16 protein-coding genes are annotated in these 18,962 nt (G+C 72.5%); 12 read left to right on the top strand and 4 right to left on the bottom strand.

Translation table 11 applies throughout. The annotated features are described in order from the left end of the window. Positions 1-93 precede the first annotated feature (93 nt). Positions 94-1,662: an NCS1 family nucleobase:cation symporter-1 gene (locus OG259_RS08915; protein ID WP_328941762.1), complete on the top strand. Its 1,569-nt coding sequence runs from the start codon at positions 94-96 to the stop codon at positions 1,660-1,662. Here OG259_RS08915 and OG259_RS08910 read toward each other — a convergent pair. From OG259_RS08910 to OG259_RS08900, 3 genes are all read right to left on the bottom strand, one after another. Then, entirely contained in the window at positions 1,616-2,407 is a 792-nt protein-coding gene (locus tag OG259_RS08910) for a serine protease (RefSeq protein WP_328941761.1), read from the bottom strand. The two genes, OG259_RS08915 and OG259_RS08910, sit on opposite strands and share 47 nt — an antisense overlap. 180 nt (positions 2,408-2,587) lie before the next feature. Further along, positions 2,588-3,472, bottom strand: a complete 885-nt coding sequence (locus OG259_RS08905; protein ID WP_328941760.1) for a hypothetical protein — start codon at positions 3,470-3,472, stop codon at positions 2,588-2,590. A gap of 40 nt (positions 3,473-3,512) precedes the next feature. After that, on the bottom strand, positions 3,513-4,580 hold the full coding sequence (locus tag OG259_RS08900; RefSeq protein ID WP_328941759.1) for a lipoate--protein ligase family protein: 1,068 nt from the start codon (positions 4,578-4,580) through the stop codon (positions 3,513-3,515). Positions 4,581-4,692: 112 nt separating this feature from the next. Between OG259_RS08900 and OG259_RS08895 the strand changes: the two genes are divergently transcribed. The 10 genes from OG259_RS08895 to OG259_RS08850 all read left to right on the top strand — a co-directional run bounded on the left by OG259_RS08895 (position 4,693) and on the right by OG259_RS08850 (position 16,322). Beyond that, on the top strand, positions 4,693-5,529 hold the full coding sequence (locus tag OG259_RS08895; RefSeq protein ID WP_328941758.1) for an inositol monophosphatase family protein: 837 nt from the start codon (positions 4,693-4,695) through the stop codon (positions 5,527-5,529). Positions 5,530-5,610: 81 nt separating this feature from the next. Further along, positions 5,611-7,029 (top strand): phytoene desaturase family protein, encoded by a 1,419-nt coding sequence (locus OG259_RS08890; RefSeq protein ID WP_328947031.1) that lies wholly within the window; start codon positions 5,611-5,613, stop codon positions 7,027-7,029. 9 nt (positions 7,030-7,038) lie between these two features. Next, complete coding sequence (locus OG259_RS08885; RefSeq protein WP_266898503.1) at positions 7,039-7,659, top strand: L-threonylcarbamoyladenylate synthase; 621 nt, start codon at positions 7,039-7,041, stop codon at positions 7,657-7,659. A gap of 113 nt (positions 7,660-7,772) precedes the next feature. Continuing rightward, positions 7,773-8,534, top strand: a complete 762-nt coding sequence (locus tag OG259_RS08880) for a metallophosphoesterase (protein ID WP_328941757.1) — start codon at positions 7,773-7,775, stop codon at positions 8,532-8,534. Positions 8,535-8,637: 103 nt separating this feature from the next. After that, positions 8,638-10,122, top strand: coding sequence for an AlkA N-terminal domain-containing protein (locus OG259_RS08875; protein WP_328941756.1), 1,485 nt, complete (start codon positions 8,638-8,640; stop codon positions 10,120-10,122). A 6-nt stretch (positions 10,123-10,128) separates the two neighbouring features. Further along, the gene (locus tag OG259_RS08870; protein WP_328941755.1) at positions 10,129-10,626 is read left to right on the top strand and encodes a methylated-DNA--[protein]-cysteine S-methyltransferase; all 498 of its coding nucleotides are present in this window, start codon (positions 10,129-10,131) and stop codon (positions 10,624-10,626) included. Between the two features lie 29 nt (positions 10,627-10,655). Then, positions 10,656-10,859, top strand: a complete 204-nt coding sequence (locus tag OG259_RS08865; RefSeq protein ID WP_328941754.1) for a type II toxin-antitoxin system VapB family antitoxin — start codon at positions 10,656-10,658, stop codon at positions 10,857-10,859. A 188-nt stretch (positions 10,860-11,047) separates the two neighbouring features. Next, positions 11,048-11,596, top strand: a complete 549-nt coding sequence (locus OG259_RS08860; RefSeq protein ID WP_328941753.1) for an AMIN-like domain-containing (lipo)protein — start codon at positions 11,048-11,050, stop codon at positions 11,594-11,596. Positions 11,597-11,782: 186 nt separating this feature from the next. Beyond that, complete coding sequence (locus tag OG259_RS08855) at positions 11,783-15,898, top strand: SGNH/GDSL hydrolase family protein (RefSeq protein ID WP_328941752.1); 4,116 nt, start codon at positions 11,783-11,785, stop codon at positions 15,896-15,898. A gap of 1 nt (position 15,899) precedes the next feature. Further along, positions 15,900-16,322 (top strand): hypothetical protein, encoded by a 423-nt coding sequence (locus OG259_RS08850; protein WP_328941751.1) that lies wholly within the window; start codon positions 15,900-15,902, stop codon positions 16,320-16,322. Positions 16,323-16,385: 63 nt separating this feature from the next. On the opposite strand, the gene OG259_RS08845 is transcribed toward OG259_RS08850, so the two are convergent. Continuing rightward, complete coding sequence (locus OG259_RS08845; protein WP_328941750.1) at positions 16,386-17,483, bottom strand: ADP-ribosylglycohydrolase family protein; 1,098 nt, start codon at positions 17,481-17,483, stop codon at positions 16,386-16,388. Between the two features lie 260 nt (positions 17,484-17,743). Between OG259_RS08845 and OG259_RS08840 the strand changes: the two genes are divergently transcribed. Continuing rightward, complete coding sequence (locus OG259_RS08840) at positions 17,744-18,895, top strand: glycerate kinase (RefSeq protein ID WP_328941749.1); 1,152 nt, start codon at positions 17,744-17,746, stop codon at positions 18,893-18,895. Positions 18,896-18,962 lie beyond the last annotated feature (67 nt).

Genomic DNA, 18,962 nt, shown 5'->3' with positions numbered 1-18,962 from the left:
GACCACGACGGAGCCGATCCGGCATGGCACCCCCTCGCCCTCCTCGGGCGACACCTCGTTCCGTCCTCCCCGCCGAACGAAGGGTTCCTCCGTATGACCGCAACCGTCCCCCCGGGAAGCCCGACCGAACCCGCCGGCCCCACCGGCCGCTCCGGGCCCGCCGGCGGCGACCGCGTCGAACTCGCCCCCGGCACCGCACGGCCCGCCGATCCCCGCTTCGTCAACGACGACCTGCTCCCCGTCCCCGTCGCCCAACGCCGCTGGACCACCTACAACTTCGCAGCGCTCTGGGTCGGCATGGCCCACAACATCCCCTCCTGGATGCTCGCCTCCGGTCTCGTCGCCCTCGGCATGGACTGGAAGCAGGCCGTCCTCACCATCGCCCTCGCCAACGTCGTCGTCCTGCTGCCGATGCTGCTCACCGGACACGCCGGACCCAAGTACGGCATCCCCTTCCCCGTCCTCGCCCGCGCCTCCTTCGGGCTCCGCGGGGCGAACCTGCCCGCCCTCATCCGGGCCGGGGTCGCCTGCGCCTGGTTCGGCATCCAGACCTGGATCGGCGGCCAGGGCGTCTTCGTCCTGCTCGACAAGGTCTTCGGCGGCGGCTGGGCGGACGCGTCGAGGATCGGCGGCCAGCCCTGGACGCTCTGGCTCTGCTTCGTCCTCTTCTGGGCCCTCGAACTCGCCATCATCTACCGGGGGATGGAGGCCCTGCGCCGCTTCGAGAACTGGGCCGCGCCCTTCGTCATCGTCGGCGCGCTCGTCCTCCTCTGGTGGGTCGCCGCCAAGGCGGGCGGCCTCGGGCCGCTGCTCGACCAGCCGTCGAAGCTCGGCTGGGGCGCCGACTTCTGGCCCGTCTTCTTCCCCGCCCTCATGGGCATGATCGCCTTCTGGGCGACACTCAGCCTCAACATCCCCGACTTCACCCGCTTCGGCGCCGGCCAGCGCGCCCAGGTGTGGGGCCAGACCCTCGGCCTCCCCACCACCATGACCCTGTTCGCGCTGCTCTCGGTGCTCGTCACCTCCGGCTCGCAGGCCGTGTACGGGGCGCCCGTCTGGGACCCGGTGGCGCTCGCCGCCAAGACCGACAACGTCTTCGGGCTGCTGTTCGCACTGGTGACCGTCCTCGTCGCCACCCTGTCGGTGAACATCGCGGCGAACGTGGTCTCCCCGGCGTACGACCTCGCCAACCTCGCCCCGAAGCTCATCGACTTCCGTACCGGCGCGCTGATCACCGGCGTCGTCGGCGTCCTCATCATGCCGTGGAAGCTGACCGCCACCCCCGAGCTGTACATCTTCACCTGGCTCGGCCTGGTCGGCGGGCTCCTCGGTACGGTCGCCGGCATCCTCATCGCCGACTACTGGCTCGTCCGCCGGACCGTCCTCGACCTCGAAGGGCTCTACCGGGCCGACGGACCCTACTGGTACCGGAGCGGCTGGAACCCGGCGGCCGTGCTCGCCTTCGCGGTCGGCGGCGTCCTCGCCGTCGGCGGCTCCCACTCCGCCCCGGGCACCGGGCCCTTCCCCGAGGACGGGCTCGTCCCCTTCCTGAAGCCGTTGGCCGACTACGGCTGGGCCGTCGGCCTCGCGGCCTCGCTGCTCCTCTACACCGCCCTCATGAGGCGCGGGCCGGCCGGCCGGTCGTCCGCTCGATCCAGCTGAGGTAGGAGCGGACCCGGGTGTTCACGGCGGGGGTGTCGGTGGCGCACTCCTTGCCGTAGGACACCAGCCCGACGACGTACGGCCGCCCCCCGACCATCCGGACCAGGGGGCTGCCGGAGTCGTACTGGCAGGTGTCGCGCCCGGGGGAGTACGTGCAGATCTGAGTGGGGGCGATCTGCGACATGCCCCGGCTCGCGCAGACCGGGTTGCTCATCGTGCCGAGGGTCACGGTCCGCAGCACGTCGGAGGTGCGGCCGCCGAACGAGGTGGTGCCCCAGCCCGGCACCTCGACCTGCGTGTGGTCGGAGGCGCCCCGGTCGGACGCGGTGGGCAGGCCGATCGGGCGCACGTCGCGGTTGAGGGCGACCGGTTCGGCGAGCTCGACGAGCGCGATGTCGTTCCGCTGGGTCTCCGGGTCGTACTCCGGGTGCGGGACGAAGCGGGCGGGGGACGCCAGGACCGCGTGCGGGCTGTCGGCGCCGGTCGTCAGGTCGTGGTCGCCGAGCAGCACGCCCACCCGCGTGGGACTGCTGTACGAGCCCGTCAGACAGTGGGCGGCGGTGAGCACGTACCGGTTGCCGATCAGCGCCCCGCCGCACATCACCCGTCGCTCCACCACGTCCACCAGTCCCGCCATGAAGGGGTACTGGTGGGGCCGTGCCTCGTGTCCGCCGACGACCGCCCGCGCGGGCGGCGCGATGCCGAGGGGGCACACCGCCATCACCGCGCCCGCGACCGTCGCCATGAGCTTCCTCGCCCGTCCCACCTGATCTCCGTACCGTCGGCGCCGTGTTCCCGGGGCCGAGGAGTGCGGAGACGTTTCCGCACGCCTTCCGTACGTCCGTCCCGGCCCGCGTGGGCTCAACGACGCGCGACGGATACGGTCACCTGATCATGGGGCCGGACCGGTGACGGACGGGCGTGATCAGCTGTCGGCGTCCGGGGCCCAGCCGGGGACGTGCGCGGCCGCGGCCGCCTCCCAGGCGGGGGCGCCGCCCGGGAACGGCCAGGCGCGGGTGAGGTCGGGGGAGTGGACGATCGCTCTGAGCCGGGAGGCCAGCATCCGGCTCTCGTTCGCGATCCGCGACGGGCCGAGCGGGCCGTCCAGCGTGGCGACGCGCTTCTCGTACTCGAGCACCGGACGCTCGGCGCAGAGCGCCACCCACGCGGCGTCCACGGCCCGCGACAGGATCAGCACCTCCGGCCGGCCGCCCTGCGCGAGCGCCGCCGTCAGCCGGTCGTGACCGTCGAGGACCACGGGGGAGTTGAGCCCGCTGATCCACCAGGCGAACACCGGGGGCAGGACGCCCTCCCGGTACTGACGGCGGTACGCCTTCACACGCGGCGCCTCCGGGTGTGACAGTGCCCGCAGCGGCAGCAGATCGCGCGCGTCCTCCACGGGGTCGCCGTACCCGAACCAGGTCAGATGGCCCCGGTCGGGGTCGTGAGCCAGGAGTTTGGGCCAGTTGGCGGCCACGAACCACCGGTGGGTGTCCGGGGCCAGCAGCCATTCGCCCGCGTGCAGCGGCCCGTCGGCCGCCGTTCGGAGCTCCGCCTCCGCGTACGCGGCCCAGCGCTCCGGCCACCGGGCCGAGCCCGGAGCCGCGAACTCCGCCACCGCACGCGCCCGTTCGGCCCGGAGCGGGGCGAGCGGAGAGGCGTACCGGCCGGTGCGCGCGTAGTGCAGGCCGTGGTGGGTGGCCCGCTGCCGGGCGAAGAGTACGGGGACGGCGCCCTGCATCAGCACCAACCGTCGCCCGTCGGCGCACTCCATCCGCAGTCCCGGCTTCACCGGCCCCTCGACACGCATGCCGCCACCCTACGCAGGGGGCACGGGGGCCGGGCCGCGGCTACGGCACCCGCGCCGTCCACTCCCGCGTGCCGAACTTCGTCTCCGCCAGCTCCTTCGCCCGCGTCAGCTCGTCCTCCGTGACGTGGCCCTCCGACAGTCCGTACCGGCCCCGGAACGAGGCGATCATCCGCTCGATCACCGTCTCGCGCGGCAGGCCCGTCTGGCGCCGCAGCGGATCCACCCGCTTCTTCGCGCTCTTCGTGCCCTTGTCGGAGAGCTTCTCGCGGCCGATCCGCAGCACCTCCGTCATCTTGTCCGCGTCGATGTCGTACGCCATCGTCACGTGGTGCAGGACCGCGCCCTCGCCCGCCACCATCCGCTTCTGCGCCGCGCCCGCGATCTTGCCCGCGTCCGTGGCGATGTCGTTGAGCGGCTGGTACCAGGCCCGGATGCCCATGTCGCCGAGCGCGCCGAGCACCCAGTCGTCGAGGTAGGCGTAGCTGTCGGTGAAGGACAGGCCCTGCACGAGGGCGTCGGGCACGGAGAGCGAGTACGTGATCGTGTTGCCGGGCTCGATGAACATGGCCCCGCCCCCGCTGATCCGGCGCACCACCTGGATGCCGTGCCGCTCCGCGGCCTCCGGGTCGACCTCGTTGCGCAGGGACTGGAAGCTGCCGATGACCACCGCGGGGGCGCCCCACTCCCAGACCCGCAGGGTCGGCGGGCGGAGTCCGGCGGCCACCTCGGCCGTGATGACCTCGTCGAGCGCCATGTGCAGGGCGGGGGACTGCGGCGGCTCGTGGATCAGCTGCCAGTCGTAGTCGGTCCAGTCCGTGGCGTGGGCGAGGGCGCGGCGGACCGCGACCCCGATGCCCTCCGTGGTCAGCCCGAACATCTGCGTGCCCGCCGGCAGCGCCGCGTCGATCCGTGCCGCGAGACCGGCGGCGTCCGTGTCGACCGGCGCGCCCTCCAGGGCGCGGTCGATCGCCAGGATCGCCTCGTCCGGCTCCAGGAAGAAGTCGCCCGCCACCCGGACGTTCCGCAGGACCCCGTCCTCGGCGTCGAGGTCGACGACCACCAGTTTCCCGCCGGGAACCTTGTACTCACCGTGGTACGCGCCGTGCACGGAACCCTCCCTGCGTGTAAGGGGTGAACTCGGCCAAAGGGTACTCCCAGGGGAAACGGAGGGTGACAGATGCGCCGGTCCGCTTGTCAGCGCCCCGTGCTTAGCTGGACACATGAGCGATGAGTTCCTTGACCAAGTCCTCGGCGGCCGGACGACCGAGGTGGAGGAGGCGGTCCGCAAGGCGGCCGCCGCCGAGATCATGCCGCGCTTCCGGCAGCTCGCCGCCGACGACATCGTCGAGAAGAACGGTCCGCACGACCTGGTCACCGTCGCCGACCGGGCCGCCGAGGCCCATCTCACGGCCTCCCTGACCGCCCTGCTCCCCGGATCCGTGGTCGTCGGCGAGGAGGCGGTCCACGCCGACCCCGCCGTCTACGACGCCCTGCGCGGCGACGCCCCCGTCTGGATCGTCGACCCCGTCGACGGCACCCGCCAGTTCGTCCACGGCGACCCCGCCTTCTGCACCCTCGTCGCGCTCGCCCAGCACGGCGAGTTGCTCGCCTCCTGGACCTTCGCACCCGCCCTGGACGAGTTCGCCGTGGCCGTACGCGGCAGGGGCGCCACACTCAACGGACAGCCTCTGCACGCCGGTTCGCCCGCCCCGGGCGCGGTCCTGGAGGTCGCCACCTCGCACCCCGACTACACCACCCCGGACCAGAAGCGCGCCCTGCTCGGCCTGGTCACCGAGGGCGTCGCCCCCCGCCCGTGCGGCTCCGCAGGCCTGGAGTACCTGGCCGTGGCGCGCGGCGCGCTGGACGGAACCGCATTCGGCTGGGAGTACGCCTGGGACCACGCGGCCGGGCTGCTCCTCGTCACCGAGGCGGGCGGCACGCACACGACCCTCGCGGGGGAGCCGTACCGGATCACCGGGGGGAACGCGCTGCCGTTCACCGCGGCCCGGGACGCCCGGACCGCGGAGCGGATCCGGACCCTCCTCGGGGGCCGGTGAGGACGGCACAACCCCCCGCCTATCCTGGGAGCCTTGGCCATCGGCTGACGAAGGAGTCCGAAGGTGTCGAAGAAGACGTCGATGCTCGATGCCGTCGTCGTGGGGGCGGGGCCCAACGGACTGACGGCCGCCGTCGAACTGGCCCGCCGCGGCTTCTCCGTGGCCGTCTTCGAGGCCAAGTCGACCGTCGGCGGCGGGGCCAGGACCCAGGAGCTGACCCTCCCCGGCTTCCGCCACGACCCCTGCTCCGCCGTGCATCCCCTCGGGGCCGGTTCGCCGGTCTTCAGGACGATGCCGCTGAAGCGGTACGGACTGGAGTGGCTCCACCCCGAACTGCCCATGGCCCACCCCTGGGACGACGGCACCGCCGCCGTCCTCGCCCGCTCCGTCGCCGAGACCGCAGCCTCCTTCGGGCCGCGCGACGCGGGCGCGTACCGCAGACTCGTCGCCCCCTACATCGGCAAGTGGGACACCCTCGCCCGGGACTTCATGCAGCTGCCGCTCACCGCGCTGCCCCGCGACCCGGTCACCCTCGCCCGCTTCGGCCTCACCGGACTGCCGCCGTCCACCTGGCTGATGCGCCGCTTCCAGGACGAGAAGGCCCGCGCGCTCTTCGCCGGGCTCGTCGGCCATGTCATGGCCCCGCTCGGCGGCTTCGCCACCGGCGCCGTCGGCCTGGTCTTCGCGCTCGCCGCCCACGCCGGCGGCTGGCCCCTGCCCCGGGGCGGCTCGCAGTCCATCTCCGACGCCCTCACCGCGTACCTCAAGGACCTCGGCGGCGCCGTCCACACCGACTTCGAGGTCAAGCGCCTCGACGACCTGCCGCCGGCCCGCGCCTACGTCTTCGACACCTCACCGACGGCCCTCGCCCGGATCGCCGGCTTCGGCGGCCACTACGACCACTACCGGTACGGCGCGAGCGCCTTCAAGATCGACTACGCCCTGGACGGCCCCGTGCCGTGGACCGCCAAGGAAGCGCGACGCGCCGGAACCGTCCAGGTCGGCCCCACCGCGCGGGAGATCGACACCGCGCTGCGCCAGGCCTCCTCCGGCACCGCCCCCGACACGCCTTTCCTCATCACCGCCCAGCCCAGCCTCGTCGACCCCTCCCGCGCCCCCGAGGGCAAGCACGTCTTCTGGGCGTACGGCCATGTGCCCAACGGCTGGAACGGCGACCTCACCGAGGCGATCGAGCGTCAGATCGAGCGCTTCGCCCCCGGCTTCCGCGACCGCGTCCTGGCCCGCGCCACCGCCGGACCGCCCGAACTCGCCGCCCACAACGCCAACTACGTCGGCGGCGACATCGCCTGCGGCGCGGCCCGCGGCCTCCAGCTGCTGCTGCGCCCCACCCTCTCGCTCCGCCCCTACGCCACACCGCACCCGGCGGTCTTCCTCTGCTCCTCCGCCACCCCTCCCGGCCCCGGCGTACACGGCATGTCCGGCCACAACGCGGCGAAGGCGGTCTGGCGTCGGCTGCGCGCCACCGCCGGCGAAAATTAGACTGTCCCCATGGCGAAGTACTTCGACGTGCACCCCGACAACCCCCAGCCGCGCACCATCGGCACGGTGGCCGACAGCATCCGGAACGGTGCGCTCGTCGCGTACCCGACCGATTCCTGCTACGCGCTGGGCAGCCGACTCGGAAGCAAGGACGGCATCAGCCGCATCCGGGCGATCCGCGACCTCGACGACCGGCATCACTTCACCCTCATGTGCCAGAACTTCGCCCAGCTGGGCCAGCTCGTGCACATCGACAACGACGTCTTCCGCGCGGTCAAGGCCGCCACCCCCGGCGCGTACACCTTCATCCTCCCGGCGACGAAGGAGGTACCGCGCGCGATGCTCCACCCCAAGAAGAAGACGGTCGGCGTCCGCATCCCCGACCACGTCGTCACCCAGGCCCTGCTCGCCGAACTCGGCGAACCGCTGCTCTCCAGCACCCTGCTGCTGCCCGACGAGGCCGAGCCGCTGACCGTGGGCTGGGAGATCAAGGAACGGCTCGACCACCTGGTGGACGCCGTCCTCGACTCCGGCGACTGCGGCACCGAACCCACCACGGTCGTCGACTTCTCCAGCGGCGAGCCCGAGGTCCTGCGCCGCGGGGCGGGGGACACCGCGCGCTTCGAGTAGCGGACGCGCCGTGAGCAGGCCACCGCTCGCGAAGCGGCCCTTACGGCACGGACCGTGATCATCGTACGGTCGGCCGGGCACCCGCCCACCGACCGTACGGAGGACCGAGTCACGTGATCGTCATCGCCCATGTCAGCGACATCCATGTCGACCTGGAGCAGCGCAGCGCCGACCGCACCCGCGCGGTCATGCGCTACCTGGAGGACCTGCCGTACGACCTGGCGGCCGTGCTCGTCACCGGGGACATCGCCGACCACGCGGCCCCGGACGAATACGCCGTCGTGCGGGAGCTGCTGACCTCCCGTCACCCGCTGCTCGTCTGCCCGGGGAACCACGACGACCGCGCCGCCCTCCGGAAGGTCCTCCTCCCCGAGACGCCCGGAACGCGCCCGTACGCCCCCGTCAACCAGGTGCTCCGGGGCGAGGGCTTCGTGATCGCCCTCTGCGACTCCTCCGTCCCCGGCAAGGACGAGGGCTTCCTGGAGGACGAGACGATCGAGTGGCTGGACGGGGTCCTCGCCGGGACCCCGCGCGAGGTGCCCGTCCTCGTCGGCTTCCACCACCCGCCCGTCCCGCTGCACACCCCGTACGTGGACGAGATCCGGCAGTTCGGCGAGGAGCGGCTCGCCGCGCTCGCCGACCGGCATCCCCACCTCACCGCCTTCCTCGCGGGCCACGCCCACACCGCCGCCGCCACGACCTTCGCCGGGCGCCCGCTGCTCGTCGCCCCGGGCGTCGTCTCCTCGATCCGGCTGCCCTGGGAGCGCCCGGTGACCCATCCGCACGTCCACTTCGACCAGCCGCCGGCGCTCGCCTTCCACGTCCTCGGCGAGGACGGCAGGGTCACCACCCACTACCGGACCGTCACGGTCTGAGCACGCCGGCGGGTCCGGGGGCGCCCGGCCACGACCACGGCCGTCCGACCACCATGTCGTTTTCTCGCCAGCCCGCGAGCCGTCCGTCCCCGATCCTGGACGCATGCACACCGACACCGAGCGCTGCGTCCGGGCCGTCCAGTCGAAGGACGCCCGCTTCGACGGCGTGTTCTTCACCGCCGTCCGCACCACCCGGATCTACTGCCGGCCCAGCTGCCCCGTCGTCCCGCCCAAGCCCGAGAACATGGAGTTCCACGCCAGCGCCGCCTCCTGCCAGCGCGCCGGATTCCGGGCGTGCAAGCGCTGCCGGCCCGACACCAGCCCCGGCTCGCCCGAGTGGAACGTCCGCGCCGACGCCGTCGCCCGGGCCGTACGGCTCATCCAGGACGGGGTCGTCGACCGGGAGGGCGTCCCCGGGCTCGCCAAGCGGCTCGGCTGGTCCACCCGCCAGATCGAACGCCAGCTCCTCGCCGAGCTGGGCGCGGGCCCGCTCGCCCTGGCCCGCGCCCAGCGCGCCCAGACCGCCCGGGTCCTCATCGAGACGACCCCGATGCCCCTGGGCGAGATCGCCTTCGCGGCCGGCTTCTCCGCCATCCGCACCTTCAACGACACCGTCCGCGAGGTCTTCGCGCTCACCCCCGGCGAGCTGCGCGCCCGCGCCGCCCGCCCGGCCCCCGACCGGGCCCCCACCCCGGGCGTGATCAGCCTCCGGCTGCCGTTCCGCACGCCGCTGGAGCCCTCCAACCTCTTCGGCCACCTCGCCGCGACCGCCGTCCCCGGCGTCGAGGAGTGGCGCGACGGCGCCTACCGGCGGACCCTGAACCTTCCGTACGGCCACGGCATCGTCGCCCTCGCGCCCCGCGCCGACCACATCGCCTGCCGCCTCTCCCTCACCGACCCCCGCGACCTCACCCATGCCATCAGCCGCTGCCGCCGCCTCCTCGACCTCGACGCCGATCCCGTCGCCGTCGACGAGCGGCTGCGCGCCGATCCGCTGCTCGCGCCGATCGTCGACGCGGCGCCGGGCCGCCGGGTGCCCGGGACCGTCGACCCCGCCGAGTTCGCCGTACGGGCCGTCCTCGGCCAGCAGGTCTCCACCGCCGCCGCCCGAACCCACGCCGCCCGGCTCGTCACCGCGCACGGCACCCCCGTCGACGACCCCGAGGGCGGCCTCACCCATCTCTTCCCGAGCCCCGAGGCGCTCGCCGCCCTCGCCCCCGAGACGCTCGCCCTGCCCCGCAGTCGGCGCACCACCCTCCTCACTCTGGTCGGGGCGCTCGCCGACGGCTCCCTCACCCTCGGTCCCGCCGACGACCGCGAGGAGGCCCGCGCCCGGCTGCTCGCGCTGCCCGGGTTCGGCCCCTGGACCACCGAGATCATCGCCATGCGGGCGCTCGGTGACCCCGACGCCTTCCTCCCCGGGGACCTCGGCGTCCGGCGCGCCGCCGAAGGACTCGGACTGCCCGGCACCCCGGCCGCCCTCACCGCCCGCGCGGCGCATTGGCGCCCCTGGCGCGCGTACGCCGTCCAGTACCTCTGGGCGACCGACGACCACCCGATCAACCACCTGCCCAGCGAAGGACACTGAACCGCCATGGCCCCCACCGTCCGGCACACCGTCGTGGACAGCCCGTACGAGCCGCTGACCCTCGTCGCCGTCGACGGCGTCCTCAGCCGCGTCCACATGACGGGGCAGCGCCACCGTCCGTCCGAGGAGACCTTCGGCGAGTCCGACCCGCGCCCCTTCGGCGAGGCGATCCGCCAGCTGGACGCCTACTTCGCGGGCGAACTCACGGAGTTCGACCTCCCCGTGCACCTCGTCGGCACCGAGTTCCAGCTCCGGGTCTGGGGTGAGCTGTGCCGCATCCCGTACGGGGAGACCCGTACGTACGGCGAACTCGCCGAGCTGCTCGGCAATCCGGGTGCCTCCCGTGCCGTGGGCCTCGCCAACGGCAAGAATCCGGTCAGCGTCATCGTCCCCTGCCACCGGGTGATCGGAGCGGGCGGCGGCCTCACCGGCTACGGGGGCGGGCTCGACCGCAAACAGCGGCTGCTGGCCTTCGAGTCGGGGCGCGACGCCACCCTCTTCTGACGGGGCGCCTCGCGGTGTAGGTTCCGGGCATGGCCAAGGTCAACATCGCGCTCGACGCCGAACTCGTCGTGGAAGTCATGGTTCTGGCCGGTATCGGCAACCCCCAGGATGCCGTCGAGGCGGTCGTCCGTGACTACATCGCCCGTGGACACCGCACGGAGGCGCGAGCCGTCAGCCGCGACGAGGCCGGGCGCACCGGCGAGATCGTTCCGCCGGAGCCTCCGCAGGGCTGAGTACCCGTGGGGCTGAGCGCCGCGCGAGGCTGAGCACCGTGATCTCCTGACACTCTCCGGCCTGATTCCCTCTCATAATTCCGCTGCTGCTCCGACCATGATCGAAGTAGGGTGCGACCGGCTCCCGTGTGGCATGCACATGGCGGGCATCTGTGGACGAACAGACCGGCAACAGGAGAGAACTCACCATGCGCGTCAAGAGAACCGCCCGACTCGGTGCGTCCGTCGCCGCCTTCGCGATGGGCATGCTGTGTCTGGCAGCACCCCAGGCCCAGGCCACCGGCTCCGCGGCGACGGCCGCCGTCACCGTCGCCCCGGACTGCCAGGGGATCTGCGTACTCGGTGTACGCGCCGCCACCCACCCGGAGTTCGACCGCTTCGTCATCGACCTGGGCGAGGGTGCCATCCCCACCTGGACGACGAGCGTCCAGACGACTCCGTTGACCTGCTGCGGCGACGAGACCAACGAGCACGTCGTCCCGATCCAGGGTGCGCAGTACCTGAAGATCTATCTCTCCCCGGCGACCCGCTACGACTTCGCCAACCAGACGTCGGTGTACAACAGCCCGGACTTCCAGACGTACGGCTTCCCCAGCCTCAAGGGCCAGGGCCTGACCGACATCGTCGACCCCGAGGCGCGCGCGTTCCACATCGGACTGGCCCTCGGCGACCACTCCTCGTACCGGATCTTCAAGCTCACCGCCCCGAACCGCATCGTGGTCGACATCAACCACTGAGGTTCACGCACCACCGGCTGTGTCCCGCACCATCCTCCCCTTGTGTAAAGGACAGAACCTGTGCCACCTCGTATACGTCCGTCAAGACGTAGTGGATCGACCGCGTCCGGCGGCTCCGCCGGACGCGGTCGCAGCAGTCTGACGGCGGCCCGTTTCACCACGGCCGCCGCGACCACCGCGCTCCTCGTGGGCCTCCTCCCCGGCCTCGCCCTGGCCGCCGACACCCCGCCGCCCGGCGCCGCCGCCGGCTGGTCGCCGCAGACGAAGACGAAGCCCGGCGGCACGGGGACCCCCGACCGGGTTCCCGCCGCCGATCGCGCGAAGACCATCGGTTCCGGGTACCGCACGTCCAAGGACAGGGCGTGGACCACGTCCGGGGACGCCCAGGGCTTCCACGTCCTGGTCGCCGACGCCAAGGACGGCTACGCCTGGAAGACGGCTGCCACCCTCTACGAGCCCGGCTTCGACGCCGACGCCTGGATCGGCAACGCCTGTCTGACCCGCTCCGGCAAGCGGGCCGTGGTGGCGTACGCGCCCCGCACCTTCACCAACAAGCCCGAGCTGATGGCCCGCGGCGCCTTCACGGCCGTCGTGGACCTGACCACCGGCAAGGTCACCAAGCTGGCGAGCACCGCCTCGCTCGCCTACTTCTCCCCTGGCTGCGGCACCGGCGAGAAGGCCGTCCTCACCCAGCTCACCCACGACGGCGAGAAGCAGAACGCCACCCGTCTGATCAGCGTCGACACCGCCACCGGCAAGAGCTCCGCGCCGCTGCGCCTCGACGGCCAGGTCACCTCCGCGGTCCCCACCGACCAGGGCATCATCGCCGCCCACGGCAACCGCCTGGTCCGCATCGGCACCGACGGACGCGAGACGGAGATCGCCCGCACGGCCTCGATCCCCTTCCAGCTCCGCCCCGACCGCTCGGGCGGCGTCACCTACATCGAGCGCGTTCCCCAGGCGTCCGGTGCCAAGACCGCCGGCGTCAAGTCCGCCGGTGCCAAGTCCACCGGCGCCCAGGCCACTTCGGCGACCGCCGACGAGAGCGTGGCCCGCCGCGTCGACGCCCGGCAGATCCGTCAGGGCAAGGCCGCCCCGGCGACCCTCGCGCGAGGCCCGCTCGTCGGCTGGGACCTGTCCTCCACCGTCGACGGCACGGTGTACGTCACCGGAAAGGCGACGACCCAGGGCACGCTGCCCGAGGCGGTGAAGAACCCCGGCACGCTCGCCAAGGACGACCGCATGTCCACCCTCGGCGACGCCGCCGTGGGGACCTCCTGGGCTCCCGGGTCCGACGCGCCGCTCGCCTCCCAGGAGACGGCCGACGAGCCCCGCTCCGTACGCACCCGGCTGAGCGTCCTCGACACCGGCGCGAAGGTGACCCTGGAGACCGAGCCCGGCGCCGAGCCCGTGGCTCCTCAGCAGGTCGCGTCCGGCGGCAGGACCTCGCCCGCGCTGACCGTCTCCGCGGGCACGGCGAAGACGACGCCGGGCGCGAAGACGACGTCCGGCGCCAGGACCTCGGCCGCCGGTACGGCGACGAGCTCCGCCCTGGCCGCCGCGGCCGGCTCGCCCACGAACCCGGTCGAGGCCGAGCGGATGTGCGCCGTGCCCCGCGGCGACGTGCGCAAGCAGGCCCTGCAGCCGACGCCTCGCCAGGCCGAGTGGGCCGTGGACCAGGCCGTGATCGACGGCCTGTACATGTGGGCCAACCGCCCCGCCAACTGGAACAACACCGGGATGTCCCCGTACAGCCCGCAGGTGCTCTTCCCGCTGCCCGTCCTCGAGGGCGACCCCAACGGTGTGGTCGACCGGGCCGACGAGTACCACATCCCGGCCCAGATCCTGCTCGGTGTGACCGCGCAGGAGTCGAACATGTGGCAGGCCGCCCGGACGGTCGTCCCGGGCGTCTCCGGCAACCCCCTCATCGGCAACTACTACGGCATCGCGTACTCCGCCAGCGGCAACCAGGCGGACCCGTGGGCCGTCAACTGGGGCAAGGCCGACTGCGGTTACGGCATCACCCAGGCCACCGACGGCATGCGCGTCTCCGACACCCAGCTGTCGGCGGCGCAGAAGGAGGCCGCGGCGCTCGACTACTCGGCGAACATCGCGTACGGCGCCCAGATCCTCGCCTCCAAGTGGAACGAGACCCGGATCGCCGGCATGACCGTCAACGGCGGCAAGCCGAAGTACATCGAGAACTGGTTCTTCGCCCTGTGGGCCTACAACTCGGGCTTCCACCCGCAGTCCGCGGCCGGCAGCAACGGCGGCAAGTGGGGCGTGGGCTGGACCAACAACCCGGCCAACCCGCTGTGGAAGGAGAACCGTCTGCCGTTCCTGGAGTCCTCCTCCGGCGGAGACGACTACTCGCACGCCGCGCGGCCGCAGGAATGGCCGTACCAGGAGAAGGTCATCGGCTGGGCGGCCCGACCGATCTCGGCGCTGTTCAAGCCGGGTGACATGCAGGCCGGTTACCGGGCCGCGTGGTGGAACAACAACCCGGCCCGCACCCGGGCCAAGCCCCCGAACATGCTCTTCTGCACCGCGTCCAACGACTGCGACCAGAGCAAGATCGTCGACGGTGCCTCCAACAAGACCGGCATGGGCCCGTGCACCCTGCCCGGCGACCCCGACGAGACCAACCCGCTCTACCTGAAGTGCTGGTGGCACGAGGCGGTGACGTGGAAGAACTGCGAGGCGGCCGCCGAGTGCGGAAACCCCGTCCACCGCTTCAACAACGCCGACTATCCCGAGCAGCCGAACGAGAACTCCTCGTACCCGCCGCGGTGTTCCTCCGGTCTGCCGTCCGGTTCGCTCATCGTCGACGACGTTGCCAACGGCGTCACACCGATGGGTCAATCGGGACACACCTGCGGACCGAGCACATCCGCCGGCTCGTTCTCGTTCAACTTCGCCGAATCCAACGGCACCTACCCCGGCAAGATCGACCTGCACCAGATCGGCGCCGGGTACGGCGACCACTTCTGGTTCACCCACACCCGGAAGCCCGACACGGACGGGCTGCGACTGGCCACCGAGGGCACCTGGACCCTGGGCCGGACCCTCGACCAGTGGGTCCGGATCATGGTCCACATCCCCGACCACGGCGCCCACACCCAGCAGGCCAGGTACGAGATCGACCTGGGCGACGGCAACTTCACCCGGTACCGAGTGCTGGGCCAGGAGTACAAGGCCAACACCTGGGTCACGCTGGGCGTGTACAAGGTCTCCGGCACGCCCCGCGTGAAGCTGGGCAGCCTCACCGAGGACGGCACCGGCGACGCGGACGTGGCCTGGGACGCCGTGGCCTTCCAGCCGCTGGCCGCCAAGCCGAAGCACATCGTCGCGGTCCTCGGCGACTCCTTCACGTCCGGTGAGGGGGCCGGGTCCTACTCCAAGGAGAGCGACAAGGACCACGGCACCTCGGAGTGGAACGCCTGCCGGCGCAGTTCCAACGCCTGGGCCCGCAAGCTGGTGCTGCCCGGCACCAGCGAGTCCCTCGGTGCCATCGCCGACACCTACGGGTCCGCAGCCGACCTGGGCTTCGTCGCGTGCTCCGGCGCGATGACGCGGAACGTCGCCTATCTGTCGAACGGATACAACGGGCCGCAGCCCTACAACGAGGGCCAGTTCGGCGAGGTCAGGCAGACGGAGTCCGGAGTCCTGAGCAGTGACACGACACTGGTCATGATGACCCTCGGAGGCAACGACGGGGCCGGCTTCGCCAGCGCCATGACGGAGTGCGGCAATCTCACCAACTGCGCCGACTCGGACTTCCTGCCGACGTACAAGGCGATCGTCGACACCATGATCGGCAACCTGGAGGACGTCCTCATCGACGTGGAGTTCCAGGCCGACAAGGCCCAGATCGTCCTGATGGGCTACCCCGAGCTGCTCAGCCGGACCGTGAAGTGCGGGGGTTCGCTCTACTACGACATGACCGAGGTCGCCGCCCTGGCGGAGCTCGTCAACTACGCCAACGGCAAGCAGCAGGCGCTCGTGGACAAGATGCGCGCCGCGGGGAAGAAGATCCAGTACGCCAACCCCGTGGACGCGTTCGTCGGCCACAGTGGCTGTGACGACCCGGAGTGGATCAACAAGTTCGTCCTCGGCCCCAACGGCGACGGCGACTTCCACCTCGGCGACCCGGCCGCGCAGCCGGGGGTCTGCCTGTGGGGTGCGTTGGGCGGCAAGTGCCTCAGCCGCGAGGCGTTCCACCCCAAGAGCGCCGGCACCACCGGATACGCTGACGTCATGCGCCAGCGCCTGAACGCCATCGGATACGTCGGAAGCCCCTGACGTGTCCGAGGAACCCGGCCGACGCACCCGCCTTCTCGTGGGCGGGTGCGTCTGGGCCGTCGTCGGTGCCGTCCTCCTGGTCGTCATCGGCCTCCTGGCGGCCAACGCGATGGTCGGCGGCCTCGCCCGTCCCCAGCCCGAGGAGACCCCGGGGCCGACGCGGGCGGAGAGGGACCGGCAGCGGCTGGAATCGGCCGCCCGCGACGGCGAGTTGAGCGTGCTTGACGTCCGACGTGCGGTGGGCTCGCGCCCGTACCGCCAGGAGGCCGACGAGACCGCCATCAGGATCGCGGTCACCTACGAGGACTCGGCCGGAGCGCCCGGTGGCTGCTACCTCTTCGTCGTCCCCCTCCCTCTGCACACGGACACCCGCGTCGCCCTGGGGGCGCAGGGCGAGGGATGTGAGGAAACGGGCGCGAAGTGACCCGGAAGGGCCCGGTCGGAGGCGGATTCTCCGGCCGGGCCCTTCGTCGTGACCGCCGTCCCTTCACCCCGCCCGCTCGGCCAACCGCACGGTCCGCTCCGCCAGTTCACCGATGCCGACCCCGTCGAAACCGAAGACGGCACTGCGCACCCGGTCCCGCAGCGGTTCCGACCACTGCGGCGGGATGGCCGCCGCCCCGCACATCACCCCCGCCACCGAACCGGCCGTCGCCCCGTTGGAGTCCGTGTCCAGGCCCCCGCGTACGGTCAGCGTGATCGTGCGGGTGAAGTCCCCCTCCCCGTACAGGAGTCCGGCGGTGAGCACGGCCGCGTTGGGGACGGTGTGGATCCAGCCGAGCCCCGCCGTCCGCTCCGCCTGCGTGGTCAGGGTGTCCGGCCACTCCAGCCCCGCCTCGTACAGCGCGATCGTGTCCCGTACGGTCCGGGCCAGCCGGCAGCTCGCCGGGATCCGCTCAAGGGACGACTCCAGGGCGGACCCGACGTCCGGCGCGGTGAAGGCCGCCGCGATCAGCGCCGCCGCCCACATCGCCCCGTACACCCCGTTCCCGGAGTGCGAGAGGACCGCGTCCCGCCGGGCGAGCGAGGCGGCCCGGCGTGGATCACCCGGACTGGTCCAGCCATGGACGTCGGCCCGGATCAGCGCACCGATCCACTCCTGGTACGGATTGTCGTACGTGGCGGTCAGCGGCGGCTTCAGCCCGTTGGCGAGGTTCCGGTACGCGGCCCGCTCGGCGGTGAAGGTCTGGAGGTACGGCAGCCGCAGCAGCCACTCCCGGCCCACCTGCTCCGTCGTGAAGCCGGAACCGTACGTCTCCAGAAGGTGCAGCCCCAGGATCGACCAGTCGATGTCGTCGTCCCGGCAACTGCCCTCGATCCCGCCGCGCACGCACCGCTCCCACTCGGGGCGGAGCTCGAAACCGGCGGCGCCCGGGGGTGGGGGCGGCAGGTAGTCGGTGAGCGGGAGTGCGTCGGTCAGCCGGAGATAGGCGTCGATGCGGTCCCGGGTCCAGTGGTCACCCCGCTCCACGGGCTTGCCGAGCATGTTTCCGGCGATCCGGCCGGTCCAGCCGCCCAGGACGCGGTCCGCGAGCTCCCCGTGGGCGAGCTCCGGGTGGGGTCGTTCCCCGTGCGTGAGGCCCATACCTCCGGTCTACCGAATCCGACGCCCGACCGCGCGCCGAAGGCCCTAGGGGGTGTCTTGCCGATCAGGCCGGGCTCGCGGCGTCCGGCGTCGCAGCACAGCACCGGCACTGCTCGGGTGGGGTCCGTTCGGTCGGCTCCGTACGCAGGTGACCCCACTATCGTGCGAAATATGCGTCTATCTGGGGGTGGCACGCCGTCCGGCCGTACGGATAGGGTCGGCCTCGGCGCGACTGCACGTTCGAAAGCAAGGGATGCAAGGTGACGGACGGGGCAGCAACTCAGGTCGCTCACGTGCTCGTGGCGGCCGACAAGTTCAAGGGCTCGCTCACGGCCGTACAGGTCGCGGAGCGGGTCACAGCAGGACTGCGACGGGTCGTCCCGGAGCTCACGGTGGAGACACTGCCCGTCGCGGACGGCGGCGACGGCACCGTCGCGGCAGCCGTCGCGGCCGGATTCGAACGCCGCGAGGTCCAGGTGACGGGACCGCTCGGCGAACCGGTCACCGCGGCCTTCGCGCTGCGCGACACCACCGCGGTCGTCGAGATGGCGGAGGCCTCCGGCCTCCAGCTCCTCCCGCCCGGTGTGTTCGCCCCGCTGACCTCGACCACCTACGGCTCCGGTGAGCTGCTCCGCGCCGCACTCGACGCCGGCGCGACCACCGTCGTCTTCGGCGTCGGCGGCAGCGCCACCACCGACGGCGGCGCCGGCATGCTCGCCGCCCTCGGCGCCCGCTTCCTCGACGCGTCCGGCGCGCCCGTGGGACCCGGCGGTGCGGCCCTCGCCGACCTCGCCACGGCCGACCTCACCGGCCTCGACCCCCGCTTCGCCACGGTCGACCTGATCCTCGCCAGCGACGTCGACAACCCGCTCACCGGACCCAAGGGCGCCCCCGCCGTCTACGGGCCGCAGAAGGGCGCCACCCCGGACGACGTCCGCACCCTGGACGCGGCGCTCGCCCACTTCGCCACCGTCCTGGAGAAGGCCATCGGCCCCAAGGCGGCCGAGGCGGCCCTCGCCCCCGGCGCGGGCGGCGCGGGCGGCATCGGCTACGGCGCGCTCATCCTGGGCGCGAGCTTCCGCCCCGGCATCGAGCTGATGCTGGAGGTGCTCGGCTTCGCCCCCGCCCTCGACCGCGCGACCCTGGTCATCACCGGCGAGGGCTCCCTCGACGAGCAGACCCTCCACGGCAAGGCGCCGGCGGGCGTCGCCGCGGCGGCCCGTGCCGCCGGCAAGGAGGTCGTCGCGGTCTGCGGCCGCCTGGCCCTCCCGCCGGAGGCCCTGGGCACGGCGGGCATCCGCCGCGCGTACGCACTGACGGACCTGGAGCCCGACACCGCCAAGTGCATCGCGAACGCGGGCCCGCTCCTGGAGGACACGGCGGCCCGCATCGCGGGGGACTTCCTGGCCTAGGAACCCGTCTCGGGGCCCTCCCAAGGGGCCCCGACGCGGGCATCCCCGGGCGCTGCCGACGACGGAC

The organism is Streptomyces sp. NBC_00250 (genome assembly GCF_036192275.1).
Classification (GTDB): Bacteria; Actinomycetota; Actinomycetes; order Streptomycetales; family Streptomycetaceae; genus Streptomyces.
This window is presented reverse-complemented; position numbering and strand designations above follow the sequence as displayed.